The sequence below is a fragment of the Planotetraspora mira genome, from assembly GCF_016863275.1.
Classification (GTDB): domain Bacteria; phylum Actinomycetota; class Actinomycetes; order Streptosporangiales; family Streptosporangiaceae; genus Planotetraspora; species Planotetraspora mira.
Genome location: NZ_BOOO01000001.1, coordinates 211,013 through 226,308, shown reverse-complemented (window position 1 = coordinate 226,308; position 15,296 = coordinate 211,013). Strand labels below are relative to the sequence as shown.

The following is a 15,296-nucleotide window of genomic DNA, read 5'->3' as shown; positions in this document are numbered from 1 at the left end:
CCAGGCGCCGAACGGGTCTACCGGGTCGGCGCCCGGCTTCGGCGGGGGTGGTCAGACGAGGGCGGGGTCGAGCACCACGTCGTCCCCGTGGACCGTCGGAGCCTCGGGGAAGTGGCACGCGGTGAGGTGCCCCTCGCGGTTGCCGTTCAGCTGGATCAGCGGCGGAACCTCCGTCGCGCACTTGTCCTGCGCCTTCCAGCACCGGGTGCGGAAGCGGCAGCCCGACGGCGGGTTGATGGGGGAGGGCACGTCGCCCGCCAGGCGGATGCGCTCCCGCGGTTCGCTGGTCACGTCGGGCTCGGGGACGGCCGAGAGCAGGGCGTGCGTGTACGGATGCCTCGGCCGCTCGTAGATCGACTGACGGTCGCCGACCTCGACGATCTTGCCGAGGTACATCACCGCCACCCGCTGGGAGAAGTGCCTGACGATCGCGAGGTCGTGCGCGATGAACAGGAACGCGATGCCGAGGTCGCGCTGCAGTTGCTGGAGCAGGTTGACGACCTGGGCCTGGATGGAGACGTCGAGCGCCGACACCGGCTCGTCCGCGATGATCAGCTTGGGGTCGAGCGCCAGGGCCCGGGCGACGCCGATGCGCTGGCGCTGCCCGCCCGAGAACTCATGCGGGAACCGGTTGTAGTGCTCCGGGTTCAGGCCGACGATCTCCAGCAGTTCCTGGGCCCGCTTCTTCCTCCCGCCCTCGGGATTGATGCCGTTGATCTCCATCGGGCCGCGGATGATCGTGCCGACGGTCTGCCGGGGATTGAGCGAGCTGTAGGGGTCCTGGAAGATCATCTGGATCTCGGGCCTGATCGGCTTGAGCTCGCGCCGCGAGCTGTGGCTGATGTCGCGGCCCTGATAGAGGATCTTGCCGGCCGTCGGCTCGAGCAGGCGCGAGGCCAGCCGCCCGGTGGTGGACTTGCCGCAGCCCGACTCGCCCACGAGGCCCACGACTTCTCCGGCTCCCACGGTCAGGTCCACGCCGTCCACGGCGTGGACGCTCCCGATCTGGTGCTTGAAGATCAGGCCGCCCCGGACCGGGAAGTGCTTGGTCAGCCCCTGCATCTCCAGCAGCGTCTCGCTCATGCCTGTTCCTTGGTGTCGCCGGTGCGGATGTCCCTCTTCTGCTGGAGGGTGAGATAGCAGGCGTCTCCGTGCCCGTTCTCAGGGGAGATGTCCGGTCGTTGAGTGAAGCACAGATCCGATCCGACGAGCTGCGGGAAGTCGCATCGCGGATGGAAGGCGCAACCGGCCGGGCGATTGAGCAGGCTCGGAGGGGTGCCGCGGACGGGCACCAGCGGCATGTCGACGGACGACGTCAGCCGGGGCATGGAGGACAGGAGCCCCCAGGTGTACGGATGGCTGGGCTTGCTCAGGACCTCGCGGACCGTGCCCCTTTCCGCGGCCCGTCCCGCGTACATCACCAGGACGTTGTCGGCGGTGTTGGCGACCACCCCGAGATCATGGGTGATCAGGATGATGGTCGTGCCGAACTGCTGCTGCAGGTCCTTGAGCAGGTCGAGGATCTGCGCCTGGACGGTGACGTCGAGCGCGGTGGTGGGCTCGTCGGCGATCAGCAGATCGGGATCGCAGACGAGAGCCATGGCGATCATCGCGCGCTGGCGCATGCCGCCGGAGAACTCGTGGGGGTAGTGATCGACGCGGGTGGCGGGCTGCGGGATGCCGACACGTTCGAGCATCTCGATCGCGCGGTCGCGGGCCTCCTTCTTGCTCGCGCCCTTGTGCTTGCGGTACACCTCCCCGATCTGCCGCCCGATCGTGTGGAAGGGGGACAGCGAGGTCAGCGGGTCCTGGAAGATCATCGCGACCCGGTTGCCGCGTAGTTTCTCCAAGGTCGAGGCGCCGGCCCCGACGAGCTCCTGGTCCTCCAGCCAGATCTCGCCGTCGACCTCGGTGTGCGCGGGATCGTGCAGCCCCAGGATGGTGAGGTTGGTGACGGACTTGCCCGACCCGGACTCACCCACGATGCCGAGAGTCGTCCCCTTCTCCACGTCGAAGGAGAGCCCGTCCACGGCGTGGACGACGCCGTCCTCGGTGCTGAACCGCACGCTGAGATCACGGACGGACAGGAACGGCTCAGGGCCGCGCGAGGTCCCCGGCTCGCTGCTCCACGACACGGTGGTCACTTACTGCTCCAGCTTCTGTACTGCTCGGTCTGCTCGGTGCGGACGGATGCGGCGTGCATGTTCGAGGGCCCTCGGGCTCAGCTCAGCCGGACGCGGGGGTCGATGAACGCGTACAGCACGTCGACCACGATGTTCAGGAAGACGATGGCCGCGGCACCGACCACGGTCACGCCGAGCAGCATCGGCAGGTCGGTGTTCTGCACGGCCCGTACGGCCAGCTCGCCGATGCCGTGCAGGGTGAAGGTCTGTTCGGTGATGATCGCGCCGCCCAGCAGCGTCGCGAGGTCGACGCCGAAGATCGTGATGATGGGGATCATCGCGCCTCGCCACGCGAACCGGAAGAAGACCGATCGTCCGGACATCCCCTTGGCCCGCGCCGTACGGACGTAGTCCTCGGCGAGTTGCTCGAGCATCTGCGAGCGGGTCATGCGGGTGTAGTTGGCGGTGAAGATGATCGACAACACCACCCACGGGATCAGCAGATGCACGAACCAGGTGAGCGGGTCCTCGGTGAACGGGACGTAGGAGGGGCGCGGGAGCAGCCCGAGGGTGTCCACCACGGCGAACACCACCAGCGGGCCGACGAAGTAGATCTGCAGCGAGGCGCCGATCACGGACGTGGAGCTGGCGATCTTGTCGAGCGGCTGCCCGACCTTCCACGCGGCGAGCATGCCGGTCAGGATCCCGAAGGACAGGATGACGACGGACGCGCCGAGCGTGAGGGACAGGGTCACGGGGAACCGGTCCACGATGGCACTGAAGACGGGCTCCTGCGTGGCGAAGGAGTACCCCAGGCAGGGCGCCGGGCAGGCCCCGAACTGGGTGAATTCACGGCCCATGAAGATGCCGGACAGCCAGTGCCAGTACTGCACGAACAGCGGCTCGTCCATCCCCAGGTTGTGCCGGATCAGCGTCAGCGTCTCCGGGCGGCAGATCTTGCCGCAGAAGGCCCGGGCCGGATCCCGTGGCAGGGCGTAGAAGAGGTAGAACGTGATCAGGCTGATGAGAATCAGGATCACGATGGCGCCGAGTATCCGGCGTACCAGAAAGCTGGTCATGATCTCGCACTTGTCGTCACGGGTGGAACGGGCCGGTGACCCCGCCGCCCCGCCCGGGCGGGGCGGGGACGGCGGGGCCGGTCGTCTGCTACTTGACCCAGATGTCGAGCGCGGACTGCTCGCCCTGGATCGGGTCGAACCTCACGCCGCCGAGGCCGGAGCCGTAGAGGCCGAAGTAGGTCTGGTAGTACTCGGGGACGATCGCGGCCTGCTCCATGATCTTCCGGTCGATCGCGGCCCACGCCTTGCCGGCCTCAGTGGGGTCGGCGATGGTGTTGGCCTGGTCGATGGCGGTGTTGATCTCCGGAACGTTCAGGTGCGTGTAGTTCGGCGCGTTGTCCGCGATGAGGCGGCCGTCGAACTGCGGCTGGATCGCGGTCGAACCGGTCGGCCAGTCGGCCGCCCAGCCACCCCAGTAGATGTCGTACTGGTTGTCCACCGGGCCGATCGCGTCATAATACGTCGCCGGGTTGAGCGGCTTGGCGACCACGTTGAAGCCCGCCTTGGTCAGCGCGTCCTTGATGGCGACCGTGATCTTCTCCTGGGTCGGCGTCTGGTTGTACGCGTAGACGATCGTCGGGGTCGGCGTGCTCGACGACGCGAGCAGCTTCTTGGCCGCCTCGGGGTCGCCTTCGGGCTTGGCCAGCTTGCCGTACAGGTCGGAGGCCTCGTAACCGAGGACGGTCGGGCTCAGCACCGTGGTGGCGATCTTGCCGCTGTTGATCTCGCCGCCCGCGATCTGCTGCAGCTGCTTGGCCGGCCACGCGGTGATGATCGCCTTGCGGACGTTGACGTCCGTGACCCGCTTGGTGTTGATGTTGTAGAAGGTGGTGAAGGGGGTCAGGCCCTGGATGGACCTCTTCATCGCCTCGGCGTTGCCGAGCACCTCCTGGACCCGCTCGGGCGCCACCGCGTTGTGGAAGGTGAACGCCTGCTTGTCGGCGCCGGTGTCGGCCAGGAACCGCTCGGTCGACTGCTGCGACTGGAGGCCGAACTCCATGTGGAACTTGTCCGGGTAGGCGTGCCGGATCGGGTCGGTGTTCTTGTCCCAGTTCGGGTTGCGCTCCAGCTCCAGCGACTTGTCGGTGGTGTGGCTCACGATCTGGTACGGACCCGAGGAGAACGGCTGCTTGTCGTACTTCTGCTTGGTGTCCTTGGCCTTCGGCACCGCGCCGTAGCCGGTCATGGCGACGGTGAAGTTGAAGTCCGGGTGGGGCGCGTTCAGGTGGAAGATCACCGTCTTGTCGTCAGGAGTCTCGATCGTGTCGAGCTCCTTGCCGTCGTACGGGCCCTTGTACTGGTCGCGGAACGGCTTGTTGGGGTCGGGGACGAGCCAGGTCTCGGCGTAGTCCGGGCCCTCGGTGATGAAGTCGGCGAACAGGCGCTCGAAGCTGTACTTGATGTCGCCCGAGGTGATCGCCGAGCCGTCCTGCCACTTCACGCCGTCCTTGAGCGTGAACTTCCAGGTCTTCCCGCCGTCGGTGGTGGTGCCCGCGTCCGTGGCCAGGTCGCCGACCAGCTTGATGCTGCCTGACGCGTCTTCCTTGTAGTTGGTGAGCTGCCGGGTGAACAGCAGCGACACCGACGCGTTGTAGTTCAGGTAGACGCGGCCCGGGTCGAGGTGGCTGAAGTCGTCACGGTCGATCATGTTGGCCGTGCCGCCGGGCTTGGCGCCGGCGACCTCGGGCGCGGGCCCGGTGGAGTCCGCGGCGGTGCCGACCGTGATCGCACTGACCGCCTTGTTCTCCAGCGGGGTCTGCGACGCGGCCGCGGAGGGGGCGCCGCCTCCTCCGCCCTTGGCGCAGCCGGCCAGCGCCAGCGCACCGACAGCGAGCACGGCCGTCGCTGTGGCGATTCGCCTGCTATGCGATCTCATATGGTCCTTCCTAGGGGGTCAGCGCTTCGTCTTTGGGTCGAAAGCGTCGCGGATCGAGTCCCCGAGCAGGTTGAAGGCGATCACGAAGATCAACATCGACACGCCCGGGAACAGGAGGTATGTCACGTCGGAGTGGTAGACGTTGGCGCCCACCTGGAACATGCGGCCCCAGTCGGGAGTCGGCTCCGTCATTCCGGCACCGAGGAACCCGAGGCCCGCTTCCGCGCCCACGTAGAGCGGGAGCGCGAGCGTGGCCTGGATGATGATCGGGGTCCACAGGTTGGGCAGGAGTTCCTTGAAGATCACCCGGCCGGGTGACGCGCCGGTGACCCGGGCCGCCTCGATGAACTCCCGCTCCCGCAGCGAGAGCACCTGTGCGCGGAGCAGGCGGGCGATCGTGGCCCAGCCGAGCACGGTCAGCACGATGCAGATCGACACGTACCTGAGCCATGCCGGAGTCTCCTGGTCGGGCTGCACCAGGGCGACCTCGACGACCGGGACGAGCACGATCAGGAACAGCTGCGACGGGAAGGAGAGCAGCGTGTCGATGACCCGGCCGATCACATAGTCGGTCTTGCCTCCGACATAGCCCGAGGTGATGCCCATGGTCACCCCGATGAAGGTGGACAGCACCGTCACGATCAGCGCGATGCTGAGCGACGTGCGGATGCCGTACACGAGTTGCGTGAAGACGTCACGGCCGAGACCGGGTTCGAGGCCGAACCAGAAGTCCCCGCTGATGCCGCCGTTCGGCAGGATCGGGTAACCGTACTGGTTCAGCAGGCCGGGCTGGTTCCCGCCGTAGGGCGTGTACGGGTCCTTGCCGTACGCCCAGGCGATCACCGGGGCCAGCAGCGCGATCAGGAAGAACGCGAGCACGATGGCCGCCGAGATCAGGCCCGTCCGGTCGCGGCGGAAGCGCCGCCACATCAACTGGCCGGGCGATCGCCCGACGACGGCGGCGGAGGACCCGGCTGCTGCGGCGGCCACTGTGTCGACGGCGTCCGAGCCTGTCTCTGCCGTGGTCGAGGAAGGGAACGTCATGTTGGGCGGTGCTCCCGGATGCCAATAACGGTCGGCGATATCCGACTGGAACGAACCCTGGCAACTAATTTTCCGCGGGTCAATCGCTTCGCCGGGGCATCGCGCTTTTTGCTCTACTTCGTTGTCCAAAGTAAACCAGCTTGTGTCCGATTGCCGGTTGACCTGGCCAAACGATCGGTATGACACTTAACGTCAGCTGGACCCTAAGTGTGTCATGGTTTGGTGACACAACGCGGACGCCGTGGGGACAGTTCGCACGGCGGCAGGCGACTCGTGTGCAACCTGAGTCCGATGGGGACAGCCGAAAGTCCAGGCAGGACGGGCTATGACTGATTTGCCTGGATCCTGCACAATGGTGAGCGTGCCAGGCATGGCACACTGGTAAAGACAGAGCAAGCGTGCTCCGGGGTCGGTGTAATTCCGAACCGGCGGTGACACTCGCGACCTCCCCTGGAGGCCGACGGGTGGTAGTCCGCGACCCGGCCGAAGCCATCGGCCGGTGGACCTGGTGAGACTCCAGGACCGACGGTGAAAGTCCGGATGGGAGGAAGCGCGCGAGCGGATGACGGCGCCCGAAGGGTGCCCGCCGTCCGCCTGACGTGACGCGTGATCGCGTCCGTCCCACCCCCGGGGCCCGCCGTGGCGACACAGGCGAGAGGACGACCCGGGTGGGTCCGCAGGACATCATTCACATGCGCCGCGCGATCGGGCTGGCGGCGCGAGGCCATGGCGGCACGAGCCCCAACCCCGTCGTCGGGTGTGTGGTCCTCGACGCCTCGGGACAGGTCGTGGGGGAGGGTTTCCACGCCTACGCCGGCGGCCCCCACGCCGAGGTCGTGGCCCTGCGCGAGGCGGGCGAACGGGCCAGGGGCGGCACGGCGTACGTCACCCTGGAGCCCTGCGACCACACCGGCAGGACCGGGCCGTGCAGCGGTGCGCTGATCAGCGCGGGCGTCACGCGAGTCGTGGTCGCCGTGACCGATCCCAACCCCCTCGCCGCGGGCGGCGTCGACAGGCTCCGCCGCAGCGGGGTCGAGGTCGAGACCGGCGTGCTGGCCGAGGAGGCCGAGCGGGTCAACGAGGCGTGGCTCACGTTCATCCGCAGGCGCAGGCCGTTCGTCACCTGGAAGTTCGCCGCGACGCTCGACGGACGGTCGGCGGCCGCTGACGGCACCAGCAAGTGGATCACCTCCCCCGAGGCCAGGGCCGACGTGCACCGCCTGCGTGCCGAGAGCGACGCCGTCATCGCCGGGATCGGCACCGTCATCGCCGACGATCCCCTGCTCACCGCCCGCGTGCCCGGAGACGCCGCTCGCCGGCCGCTGCGGATCGTCGTCGACTCCGCGGCCCGCACGCCCGCCTCGGCCAGGGTCCTGGCGGGCGAGGAGCCCGCGCTCGTCGCCGTCGCGGACGACGCGGACGTCCCCGCGCACCTCGGCCATCCCGTACGGCTGCCGCGCGCGCCCGGCGGAATAGACCTCCATGCGCTCATGGCTGAGCTGCACGGGAGGCAGATCGTGAGCGCACTGCTCGAAGGCGGACCGACCCTCGCCGGTTCCTTCCTCAGAGAAGGCCTGGTCGACAGGGTCGTCGGCTACATCGCGCCCGCACTGCTGGGCACGGGAGCGGCCGCCCTCGGGGCGGCGGGCGTGACCACGATCGGCGAGATCCTCCGCCTCGAGTTCGAGGAAGTGACCCCCATCGGACCGGACCTCAGGCTCGTCCTCCGGCCGGCACCACCTAAGGAGAGCTGAATGTTCACCGGAATCGTCGAGGAACTCGGCGAGGTCGTCGCGGTCGAGCCCCAGGCCGACGCGGCGCGCCTGTCGGTGCGCGGCAAGGTCGTCACGGGCGACGCCGGGCACGGGGACTCGATCGCCGTCAACGGCGTCTGCCTCACGGTGGCGGACGTCGAGGGGGACGTGTTCACCGCCGACGTCATGAAGGAGACCCTGGACCGTTCGTCGCTGGGCGCGCTGGAGCCGGGGTCGCGGGTCAACCTGGAGCGTGCCGTACGGGCCGATCAGCGGCTGGGCGGCCACATCGTCCAGGGCCACGTCGACGGAACCGGCGTGGTGCTGTCGCGCGAGCCCGGTGAGCACTGGGAGGTCGTCCGCCTCTCCCTGCCCGCCGACCTGAACCGCTACGTGGTGGAGAAGGGGTCGATCACGGTCGACGGGGTGAGCCTGACCGTGGTCGCGGTGGACGCGGACTCCTTCGCCGTCAGCCTGATCCCCACCACGCTCGGGCTCACCACGCTTGGCCGCAAGCAGCCGGGCGAGCCGGTGAACCTCGAGGTCGACGTGATCGCCAAGTACGTCGAGAAGCTCACTCTGGGAACACGCGCATGAGCTGGACCGAAGCGGGATTCGACGTGGTGGGGCAGCACGTGCTCTGGACGGACCTGGTCGGGAACGTGGGCGCCCTGACGACGGTCTGGCTGGCGATCAGGAAGACGATCTGGACGTGGCCGGTGCAGTTCGCCTCCTCCGCCCTGCTGTTCGTCGCCTCCATCAGCGCCCACATCACGGGCAACGCGCTCAAGCAGGCGCTGTTCGGCGCGCTGGCCGTCTACGGGTGGATCCGCTGGTCGCGGGGCACCCGCGGCGGCGCCGCGCTGCCGATCAGGTCGGCCACCTCGCGTGAGAGGACGCTGGTCGTCGCGGTGATGGCGCTGGGCACGGTGGCGGTCGCGCTGCTGTTCACCTATCTCAACTCGCGTGGCCTGAACATCTCGTGGGCCCCGTGGCCGGACGCCTACATCTTCGTCGGCAGTGCCGTGGCGACGTGGGCGCAGGGGAGGGCGCTGGTGGACTTCTGGGTGATCTGGGTGGCCGTCGACGTGATCGGCGTGCCGCTGGCCTTCTCCTCCGGCCTGGTGGTCTCGGGGGCCGTATACGGCGTCTTCCTGGTCATGGTGGCCTTCGGATTCCGCGACTGGCTGCGCCAGTCGCACCAGTTGCGGGCGGTGACGGCATGACGGGCATCAGGCTCGATCCGGTCGAGCGGGCGATCGCCGACATCCGGGACGGCAGGCCCGTCGTCGTGGTGGACAACGAGAACCGCGAGAACGAGGGCGACATCATCTTCGCGGCGGCCAAGGCGACGCCCGAGGTGGTCGCCTTCATGATCAGGTATACGAGCGGCGTGATCTGCGTCGCCATGGAGGGCAAGGAGCTCGACCGGCTCGGCCTGCCCCTCATGGTCCACCAGAACAAGGAGCGCCTCAGAACGGCGTACACGATCAGCGTCGACGCCCGTGACGGCGTGACGACGGGGATCTCCGCCGCCGACCGCGCCAAGACGATCCGCACGCTGTGCGACTCCGCCACCGAGCCCTACGAGCTCGTCCGTCCCGGGCACATCTTCCCTCTGCGCTACCGCGAGGGCGGCGTGCTGGTCCGGCAGGGCCACACCGAGGCGGCCGTGGACCTGGCCAGGCTGGCGGGGCTGTCCCCGGCGGGCGCGCTCGCCGAGGTGGTCAACGACGACGGGACGATGGCGCGGCTGCCCCGCCTGCGGGAGTTCGCCGACGAGCACGACCTGGCGCTCATCTCGATCGAGCAGCTGATGGAGCACCGCAGGCGGTCCGAGCGGGTGGTCACGCGCGTCGCCGAGACCCGGATCCCCAACCGGTACGGCATCTGGCGCGCCTACGGCTACGCGAGCTCCCTCGACGGGGGCGAGCACCTGGCCCTCGTCTACGGCGACCTCGCCGACGGGGAGAACGTCCTGGTGCGGGCGCACTCCGAGTGCCTCACCGGCGACGTGCTCGGCTCGTTGCGCTGCGACTGCGGCGTCCAGCTCGACAACGCCATGCGCACGATCTCCGAGCACGGCCGCGGCGTGGTCGTCTACCTGCGCGGCCACGAGGGACGGGGGATCGGCCTGCTGGCCAAGCTGCGGGCCTACAACCTCCAGGACAACGGCAGCGACACCGTCGACGCCAACCTGGAGCTCGGCCTTCCGGTGGACTCCAGGGAGTTCTCCAACGCCGCCCAGATGCTCGCCGACCTCGGGGTGAAGTCGGTCAGGCTGCTGACCAACAATCCCGCCAAGGTGCGCGGCATGGACGGCTTCGGCATCAAGGTGCTCGGCCGCGAGCCCATGCCGGTGGCCATGAATCCGTACAACGAGAAATACCTCACGGCCAAGCGGGAGCGCCTCGGCCATGACATTCCACGGGACATCCCGGAAGGGGAGCACGAATGAGCGGGGACGGGCGTCCGGTGGCGCAGAGCGTGGACGCGGGCGGGCTGACGGTCGGCATCGTCGCGGCACGCTGGCACGAGAAGATCACCGATCAGTTGCTGGCGAGAGCCGTACAGGCGGCGCAGGATTGCGGCGCCGAAGCCGTCACGGTCCGCGTGGCCGGGTCGCTGGAGATCCCGGTGGTCGCGCAGGCCCTGGCCAGGCGGTACGACGCGGTGGTCGCGCTGGGCGTGGTGATCAGGGGGGAGACCGCCCACTTCGACTACGTCTGCGACTCGGTGACCTCCGGTCTCACCAGGGTGGCCCTCGATGAGGCGACTCCGGTCGGCAACGGCGTACTCACCTGCGAGACGCTCGACCAGGCGGTCGACAGGTCGGGCGTGCCGGGCAGCGCCGAGGACAAGGGTTACGAGGCCACCGTCGCCGCCCTCGAGACCGCCCTCCTCCTCCGCACCCTCCCCACCCCTTCCGCGTGATCATGCACAGATTCGTGATCAAGGGGTCCGACCAGCCACTTCTCTCCCCGTGATCATGCGCGGATTCGTGGAGAGCCCACTTGACCAGCCAGGACGCATTCCGTGATCATGCACAGGTTCGCATCTTGACCATCTCAGCTGGGAAAACCCAATTGGTGATCATGCAGAAGCCGGCGGGAGGCGCCCGCGAGACCGCGGGTGCTCCCCGCGAGACCGTCCCCGGCGCCGTCTTCGGCGCCGTCCGAGGTCACATGGGAGGCCGTCATGGATGAGCGCAGGCCGCCGTCGCTGCCCGTGACGTGGCGTCCCCGGCAGACCCCGATCATCGCGTACGGCCTGGCGGTGGTCATGGTCGTCGGGGCGGTCGTCCTCGCGCTGATCCTGCCCGAGCAGTTCAGGCTGCCCGACCGGCTCGGCCTGGTGGTGTTCGGCTGCCTCGTGGCGGGGCTGCTGCACCTGCTCGGGCGGACCCGTGTCGTGGCCGACGAGCGGGGGATCACCGTGGTGAACCCCCTCAGGGTGCACCGCTACGAATGGCCGGAGATCCTCGACGTCACGATGGCGGAAGGCGACCCCTGGCCCAAACTCGACCTGGCGAACGGGCTCAGCCTGGGCGCGATGGGCATCCAGAGCACGGAGCGGGAGCGGTCCCGCAAGGCGGTCTCCGAGCTCAGCACCCTCATCCACGACCGCGGCGAGGCGCCCGACCGGGTGTGACCCGGAAGGGCGCCCCCGCGTGCCGCCATGGTTCAGGCGGTGCATCGCACCGGCGCCTCCGCGTGCCGCCGTGGTTCAGGCGCTGCGCAGCGCCGGCACGGGGGCCTCGAAGAGCCCCCGGCGGCGGAGTTCGGGCAGCACGCCCTCCCCGAACCAGTAGGCCTCCTCGAGATGCGGGTAGCCGGACAGGACGAACTCCTCGATGCCGAGGGAGGCGTACTCCTCGATCAGGTCCGCGACCTCCTGATGGCTTCCGACCAGCGCCGTGCCCGCGCCGCCGCGTACCAGTCCCACGCCGGCCCAGAGGTTGGGGTGGATCTCCAGCTCGCGGGCCTTGCCGTGGTCGAATCCCTGGTGCAGGGCGAGCATCCGCTGCTGTCCCACCGAGTCGCTGCGGCCGAGGATGGCCTTCGCGGACGCGATGTCCGCCGGGTCGATCCGGTCGAGCAGCCGCTGGGCCTCCTCCCACGCCTCGCCCGAGGTGTCCCGGGTGATCACGTGCAGGCGGATGCCGAAGCGCAGCGTACGGCCCTGGGCCGCGGCCAGCTCCCTGATCCAGTCGAGCTTGGTGGCGACCTGCGACGGCGGCTCGCCCCAGGTCAGGTAGACGTTCACATGCCTTGCCGCGACCGGTCCCGCGGCGGCCGACGAGCCGCCGAAATAGAGCTCGGGGACGGGGGAGGGAGACTCGGCGACCTGTGCCCCCTCGACGTCGTAGTACGTGCCCTTGAAGTCGAACGGCCCCTCCCAGGCGCCACGGACGATCGAGAGGAACTCGTCGGTCCTCGCGTACCGCTCGTCCTTGGACAGGTGGTCGCCGAACCGTTTCTGCTCGGTGGTCTCCCCGCCGGTGACGATGTTCAGCAGCAGCCGTCCGTCGGATATCCGCTGGTAGGTCGCGGCCATCTGTGCGGCGAGGGTCGGCGACAGCGCCCCGGGCCGGAAGGCGACGAGGAACTTCAGCCGTTTCGTCACCTGGGTGAGCGCGGCCGTCACGAGCCACGCGTCCTCGCAGAACGTGCCGGTCGGAGTCAGCACGGCCTCGAAGCCGAGTTGCTCGGCCGAGCGGGCGATCTGGCCCAGGTAGTCGACCGATGGCGGGCGGAACACCTCGGCCGCGGAATGGCCGTGCGCCCGGTGCAGGCCGTGCCCGCCGCCGACGATCGCCCTGCTGTCGCCCGTGGTGGGCAGGAACCAGTGGAACTTCACTGCTGTCCCTTCGCTACGACGTCGTTGAACTGGTCATCGACGAAATCCGAGAACTTCAGGCCGCCGGGGATCAGCCCCTCGGCGCTGAACGCGTCGGCCATCTGCTGCTCCGACGTGACCACCGAGTCGTCGATCACGATGGGGGTGGCCAGGGTGTTGGCGACGGCCGCGTTCGCGACCTCCACGGGAAGGCCGGTCTCCTGCGCCCACACCTTGGCCCACTCGGGCTGGTGGGAGACGGCCCAGGTCCTCGCCTTGGCGAGACGGGTGAGGAAGTCGCGGATCGCCGTGTCCTTCCCCTTGTCCTGCAGCGCGCCGGGCGCCGCCACCTGGAAGTTGAGCCCGTTGACGTAGCCGTTGCCGTCGACCAGGAGCTTGGCCTTGTTCTGCAGCTCGGCCTGGGAGGTGAAGGGCTCCCAGATCGCCCAGGCGTCGATGGTCCCGGAGGTGAACGCCGCGAGGGCGTCCGCGGGCTGGAGGTACTGCGGCTGGATGTCCTTGAACGACAGCCCGGCCTTCTGGAGCACGGAGAGCAGGTGGTAGTGCGCCGAGCTGCCCTTGGCGACCGCGACCTTCTTGTCCTTGAGCTGCGCCGGTGCGGTGATCGCCGAGCCCTGTGGCACCAGGATCGTGGCGCCGGCGAGGTTCTGCCGGTAGGCCGCGACCACCTTGATCTTCGAACCGGCCGCGGCGGCGAAGACGGGCGGGGTGTTCCCGACGCCCCCGATGTCGACGGCGCCGGCGTTGATCGCCTCCAGCATCGGCGGGCCCGACGTGAACTGGGACCAGGTGATCTTGTACGACGTCCCGTCGAGCAGCCCGGCGGCCTTGAGCAGGGCCTGGGAACCGGCCTTCTGGTCGCCGACCCGCAGGGTGACGCCCGAGCCGCTCGCCCCGGTGCCGGCCGAGGAGTCGTTCGCCGAGCCGGTGGAGGCGCAGGCCGTGCCGGCCAGCGCGATGAGTAACAGGGCCGCGAGCAGTTTCCTGGTCATGTGGTTCCTTCGGGGGACACGCCGAGAGCGGCGAGGAGGGTCGTGCGGAGGGAGGTGAGATCGGGATGGTCGCGGTGGCGGGGACGCGGCGCCGGGACGTCCGACTCGTGCGCGATGCGCCCCCGGTCGAGCACGAGCACGCGATCCGCGAGCAGCAGCGCCTCGTCGACGTCGTGGGTGACCAGCAGCACGGCCGGCCGGTGGACGGACCACAGTTGGAGGACCAGTTGGTGGATGGTGATCCGGGTCAGCGCGTCAAGGGCGCTGAAAGGCTCGTCGAGCAGAAGCAGGTCCGGCTCCCGGACCAGGGCGCGCGCCAGGCTGGCCCGCTGGGCCTCGCCGCCGGAGAGCGTGAGCGGCCAGGCGCCCGCCCGCTCGGTCAGGCCGACCTCCGCCAGGGCCGCGTCCGCCTTCTCCTTCGGGTCGGGTACGGCGAGGCCGAGCGTGATGTTGGCATGGACGCGCTTCCAGGGCACGAGCCGCGGCTCCTGGAAGGCCACCGCCACGGAACCGGTGACGCTCAGGCCGCCCTCAGCCTCGCTGTCGAGCCCGGCGAGCGCGCGGAGCAGGGTCGACTTGCCGGAGCCGCTGCGGCCGAGCAGCGCGATGAACTCGCCGCGCCCGATCTCCAGGTCGAGCCGGTCGAGGACGGTCCGCTCGCCGAAACGGCGGGTCAGCCCGTCGACGGTGGCCACCGGCCCTGTCGCGGCCTCGGACGGCCGGGTCAGCGGGCCAGGAACTCGCGTCGCCACGTGAGGGCCCTCCTTTCGAGCAGCCGGACGAGTGCGTCGGTCAGCAGGCCGAGCGCGCTGTAGACGAGCAGGCCCACGACGATCACGTCGGTACGGAGGAACTCCCGCGCGTCGTTGATCATGTAGCCGAGCCCGGCGTTGGCGTTGACCTGCTCGGCGACGATCAGCGCCAGCCACGCCACGCCGAGGCTCTGCCGGAGGCCGACGAGCGTCTGGGGGAGCGCGCCGGGGAGCACGATGTGCCGGATGAGCTGAGTCCTGCCGAGCCCGACCGTGCGCGCGACCTCGGCGAGCTTCCCGTCGACCCCGCGGATGCCCGCGAAGGTGTTCAGGTAGAGGGGGAACGACACCGCGAGGGCCACGAGCAGCACCTTCGGCGCCTCCCCGATGCCGAACCAGAGGATGAACAGCGGGATGAGACCGAAGAACGGCAGCGCCCGGAGCATCTGCATGATCGGGTCGACCGCGTTCTCCCCCTTGCGGCTCAGTCCGGCAACCAGCGCGAGGCCGACGCCCGCGATCGCCCCGGCCGTGAAGCCGATCAGGACGCGCTGGAGCGACACGGCGATCGCCGTGGGCAACGTCCCCGCCTGGACCAGGTCGACCGCGGTCGCGGCGATCGTGGACGGCGCGGCGAGCAGTCGGGTGGGCAGCAGGCCGGTCGTGCTCGCGATCTGCCAGGCGAGCACGAGGACCAGTGGGCTGATCCAGCGCTGCCAGGCTTTTCCCGGCAGCCGCCGGCGCCGGATGCGTGCGCCGGGGTGCGGCTCGGCCCGGACCGGGGTGTCCAGTTCAAGGACGGACATGGGGGTACCT

15 protein-coding genes and 1 riboswitch are annotated in these 15,296 nt (G+C 69.3%); of the genes, 6 read left to right on the top strand and 9 right to left on the bottom strand.

Features of this window, described 5'->3' with window-relative positions:
* Positions 1–51: 51 nt before the first annotated feature.
* From Pmi06nite_RS01015 to Pmi06nite_RS00995, 5 genes are all read right to left on the bottom strand, one after another.
* Positions 52–1,083, bottom strand: a complete 1,032-nt coding sequence (locus tag Pmi06nite_RS01015; RefSeq protein WP_203950852.1) for an ABC transporter ATP-binding protein — start codon at positions 1,081–1,083, stop codon at positions 52–54.
* Complete coding sequence (locus Pmi06nite_RS01010) at positions 1,080–2,144, bottom strand: ABC transporter ATP-binding protein (RefSeq protein ID WP_275409536.1); 1,065 nt, start codon at positions 2,142–2,144, stop codon at positions 1,080–1,082. Before Pmi06nite_RS01010 ends, Pmi06nite_RS01015 begins: the two co-directional genes overlap by 4 nt.
* A 77-nt stretch (positions 2,145–2,221) precedes the next feature.
* Positions 2,222–3,202, bottom strand: a complete 981-nt coding sequence (locus Pmi06nite_RS01005; protein WP_203950851.1) for an ABC transporter permease — start codon at positions 3,200–3,202, stop codon at positions 2,222–2,224.
* Between the two features lie 88 nt (positions 3,203–3,290).
* Complete coding sequence (locus Pmi06nite_RS01000; protein ID WP_203950850.1) at positions 3,291–5,039, bottom strand: ABC transporter substrate-binding protein; 1,749 nt, start codon at positions 5,037–5,039, stop codon at positions 3,291–3,293.
* A gap of 57 nt (positions 5,040–5,096) precedes the next feature.
* Complete coding sequence (locus tag Pmi06nite_RS00995; RefSeq protein WP_203950849.1) at positions 5,097–6,122, bottom strand: ABC transporter permease; 1,026 nt, start codon at positions 6,120–6,122, stop codon at positions 5,097–5,099.
* Between the two features lie 394 nt (positions 6,123–6,516).
* A riboswitch (FMN riboswitch) is annotated at positions 6,517–6,680 on the top strand.
* Positions 6,681–6,790: 110 nt separating this feature from the next.
* Here Pmi06nite_RS00995 and ribD point away from each other — a divergent pair.
* The 6 genes from ribD to Pmi06nite_RS00965 all read left to right on the top strand — a co-directional run bounded on the left by ribD (position 6,791) and on the right by Pmi06nite_RS00965 (position 11,527).
* Positions 6,791–7,876, top strand: a complete 1,086-nt coding sequence (ribD, locus tag Pmi06nite_RS00990) for a bifunctional diaminohydroxyphosphoribosylaminopyrimidine deaminase/5-amino-6-(5-phosphoribosylamino)uracil reductase RibD (protein ID WP_239113434.1) — start codon at positions 6,791–6,793, stop codon at positions 7,874–7,876.
* Positions 7,877–8,473, top strand: coding sequence for a riboflavin synthase (locus tag Pmi06nite_RS00985; protein WP_203950848.1), 597 nt, complete (start codon positions 7,877–7,879; stop codon positions 8,471–8,473).
* The gene (locus Pmi06nite_RS00980) at positions 8,470–9,102 is read left to right on the top strand and encodes a nicotinamide mononucleotide transporter family protein (protein WP_203950847.1); all 633 of its coding nucleotides are present in this window, start codon (positions 8,470–8,472) and stop codon (positions 9,100–9,102) included. The genes Pmi06nite_RS00985 and Pmi06nite_RS00980 overlap by 4 nt, the downstream gene beginning before the upstream one ends.
* Positions 9,099–10,334, top strand: a complete 1,236-nt coding sequence (locus Pmi06nite_RS00975) for a bifunctional 3,4-dihydroxy-2-butanone-4-phosphate synthase/GTP cyclohydrolase II (RefSeq protein WP_203950846.1) — start codon at positions 9,099–9,101, stop codon at positions 10,332–10,334. The genes Pmi06nite_RS00980 and Pmi06nite_RS00975 overlap by 4 nt, the downstream gene beginning before the upstream one ends.
* Positions 10,331–10,810 (top strand): 6,7-dimethyl-8-ribityllumazine synthase, encoded by a 480-nt coding sequence (gene ribH, locus Pmi06nite_RS00970; protein WP_203950845.1) that lies wholly within the window; start codon positions 10,331–10,333, stop codon positions 10,808–10,810. Before Pmi06nite_RS00975 ends, ribH begins: the two co-directional genes overlap by 4 nt.
* Before the next feature lie 264 nt (positions 10,811–11,074).
* The gene (locus Pmi06nite_RS00965; protein WP_203950844.1) at positions 11,075–11,527 is read left to right on the top strand and encodes a PH domain-containing protein; all 453 of its coding nucleotides are present in this window, start codon (positions 11,075–11,077) and stop codon (positions 11,525–11,527) included.
* 75 nt (positions 11,528–11,602) lie between these two features.
* Here Pmi06nite_RS00965 and Pmi06nite_RS00960 read toward each other — a convergent pair whose 3' ends face one another.
* The 4 genes from Pmi06nite_RS00960 to Pmi06nite_RS00945 are packed head-to-tail and all read right to left on the bottom strand — an operon-like array spanning position 11,603 to position 15,286.
* Positions 11,603–12,736, bottom strand: a complete 1,134-nt coding sequence (locus Pmi06nite_RS00960; RefSeq protein WP_203950843.1) for an LLM class flavin-dependent oxidoreductase — start codon at positions 12,734–12,736, stop codon at positions 11,603–11,605.
* Entirely contained in the window at positions 12,733–13,728 is a 996-nt protein-coding gene (locus Pmi06nite_RS00955) for an ABC transporter substrate-binding protein (protein WP_203950842.1), read from the bottom strand. The genes Pmi06nite_RS00960 and Pmi06nite_RS00955 overlap by 4 nt, the downstream gene beginning before the upstream one ends.
* A complete protein-coding gene (locus Pmi06nite_RS00950) occupies positions 13,725–14,480 on the bottom strand; it encodes an ABC transporter ATP-binding protein (protein WP_203950841.1) in 756 nt (251 codons plus the stop codon). The genes Pmi06nite_RS00955 and Pmi06nite_RS00950 overlap by 4 nt, the downstream gene beginning before the upstream one ends.
* Entirely contained in the window at positions 14,453–15,286 is an 834-nt protein-coding gene (locus tag Pmi06nite_RS00945) for an ABC transporter permease (protein ID WP_203950840.1), read from the bottom strand. Before Pmi06nite_RS00945 ends, Pmi06nite_RS00950 begins: the two co-directional genes overlap by 28 nt.
* Positions 15,287–15,296: the final 10 nt, after the last annotated feature.

What these genes read in the sequence shown, in the direction of transcription:
- Pmi06nite_RS01015 (WP_203950852.1), bottom strand. Translation starts at nt 1,083, where the DNA reads ATGAGCGAGACGCTGCTGGAGATGCAGGGGCTGACCAAGCACTTCCCG.
- Pmi06nite_RS00945 (WP_203950840.1), bottom strand. Translation starts at nt 15,286, where the DNA reads ATGTCCGTCCTTGAACTGGACACCCCGGTCCGGGCCGAGCCGCACCCC.
- Pmi06nite_RS00985 (WP_203950848.1), top strand. Translation starts at nt 7,877, where the DNA reads ATGTTCACCGGAATCGTCGAGGAACTCGGCGAGGTCGTCGCGGTCGAG.
- Pmi06nite_RS00995 (WP_203950849.1), bottom strand. Translation starts at nt 6,122, where the DNA reads ATGACGTTCCCTTCCTCGACCACGGCAGAGACAGGCTCGGACGCCGTC.
- Pmi06nite_RS00965 (WP_203950844.1), top strand. Translation starts at nt 11,075, where the DNA reads ATGGATGAGCGCAGGCCGCCGTCGCTGCCCGTGACGTGGCGTCCCCGG.
- Pmi06nite_RS01005 (WP_203950851.1), bottom strand. Translation starts at nt 3,202, where the DNA reads ATGACCAGCTTTCTGGTACGCCGGATACTCGGCGCCATCGTGATCCTG.
- Pmi06nite_RS00975 (WP_203950846.1), top strand. Translation starts at nt 9,099, where the DNA reads ATGACGGGCATCAGGCTCGATCCGGTCGAGCGGGCGATCGCCGACATC.
- ribH (WP_203950845.1), top strand. Translation starts at nt 10,331, where the DNA reads ATGAGCGGGGACGGGCGTCCGGTGGCGCAGAGCGTGGACGCGGGCGGG.
- Pmi06nite_RS00955 (WP_203950842.1), bottom strand. Translation starts at nt 13,728, where the DNA reads ATGACCAGGAAACTGCTCGCGGCCCTGTTACTCATCGCGCTGGCCGGC.
- Pmi06nite_RS00980 (WP_203950847.1), top strand. Translation starts at nt 8,470, where the DNA reads ATGAGCTGGACCGAAGCGGGATTCGACGTGGTGGGGCAGCACGTGCTC.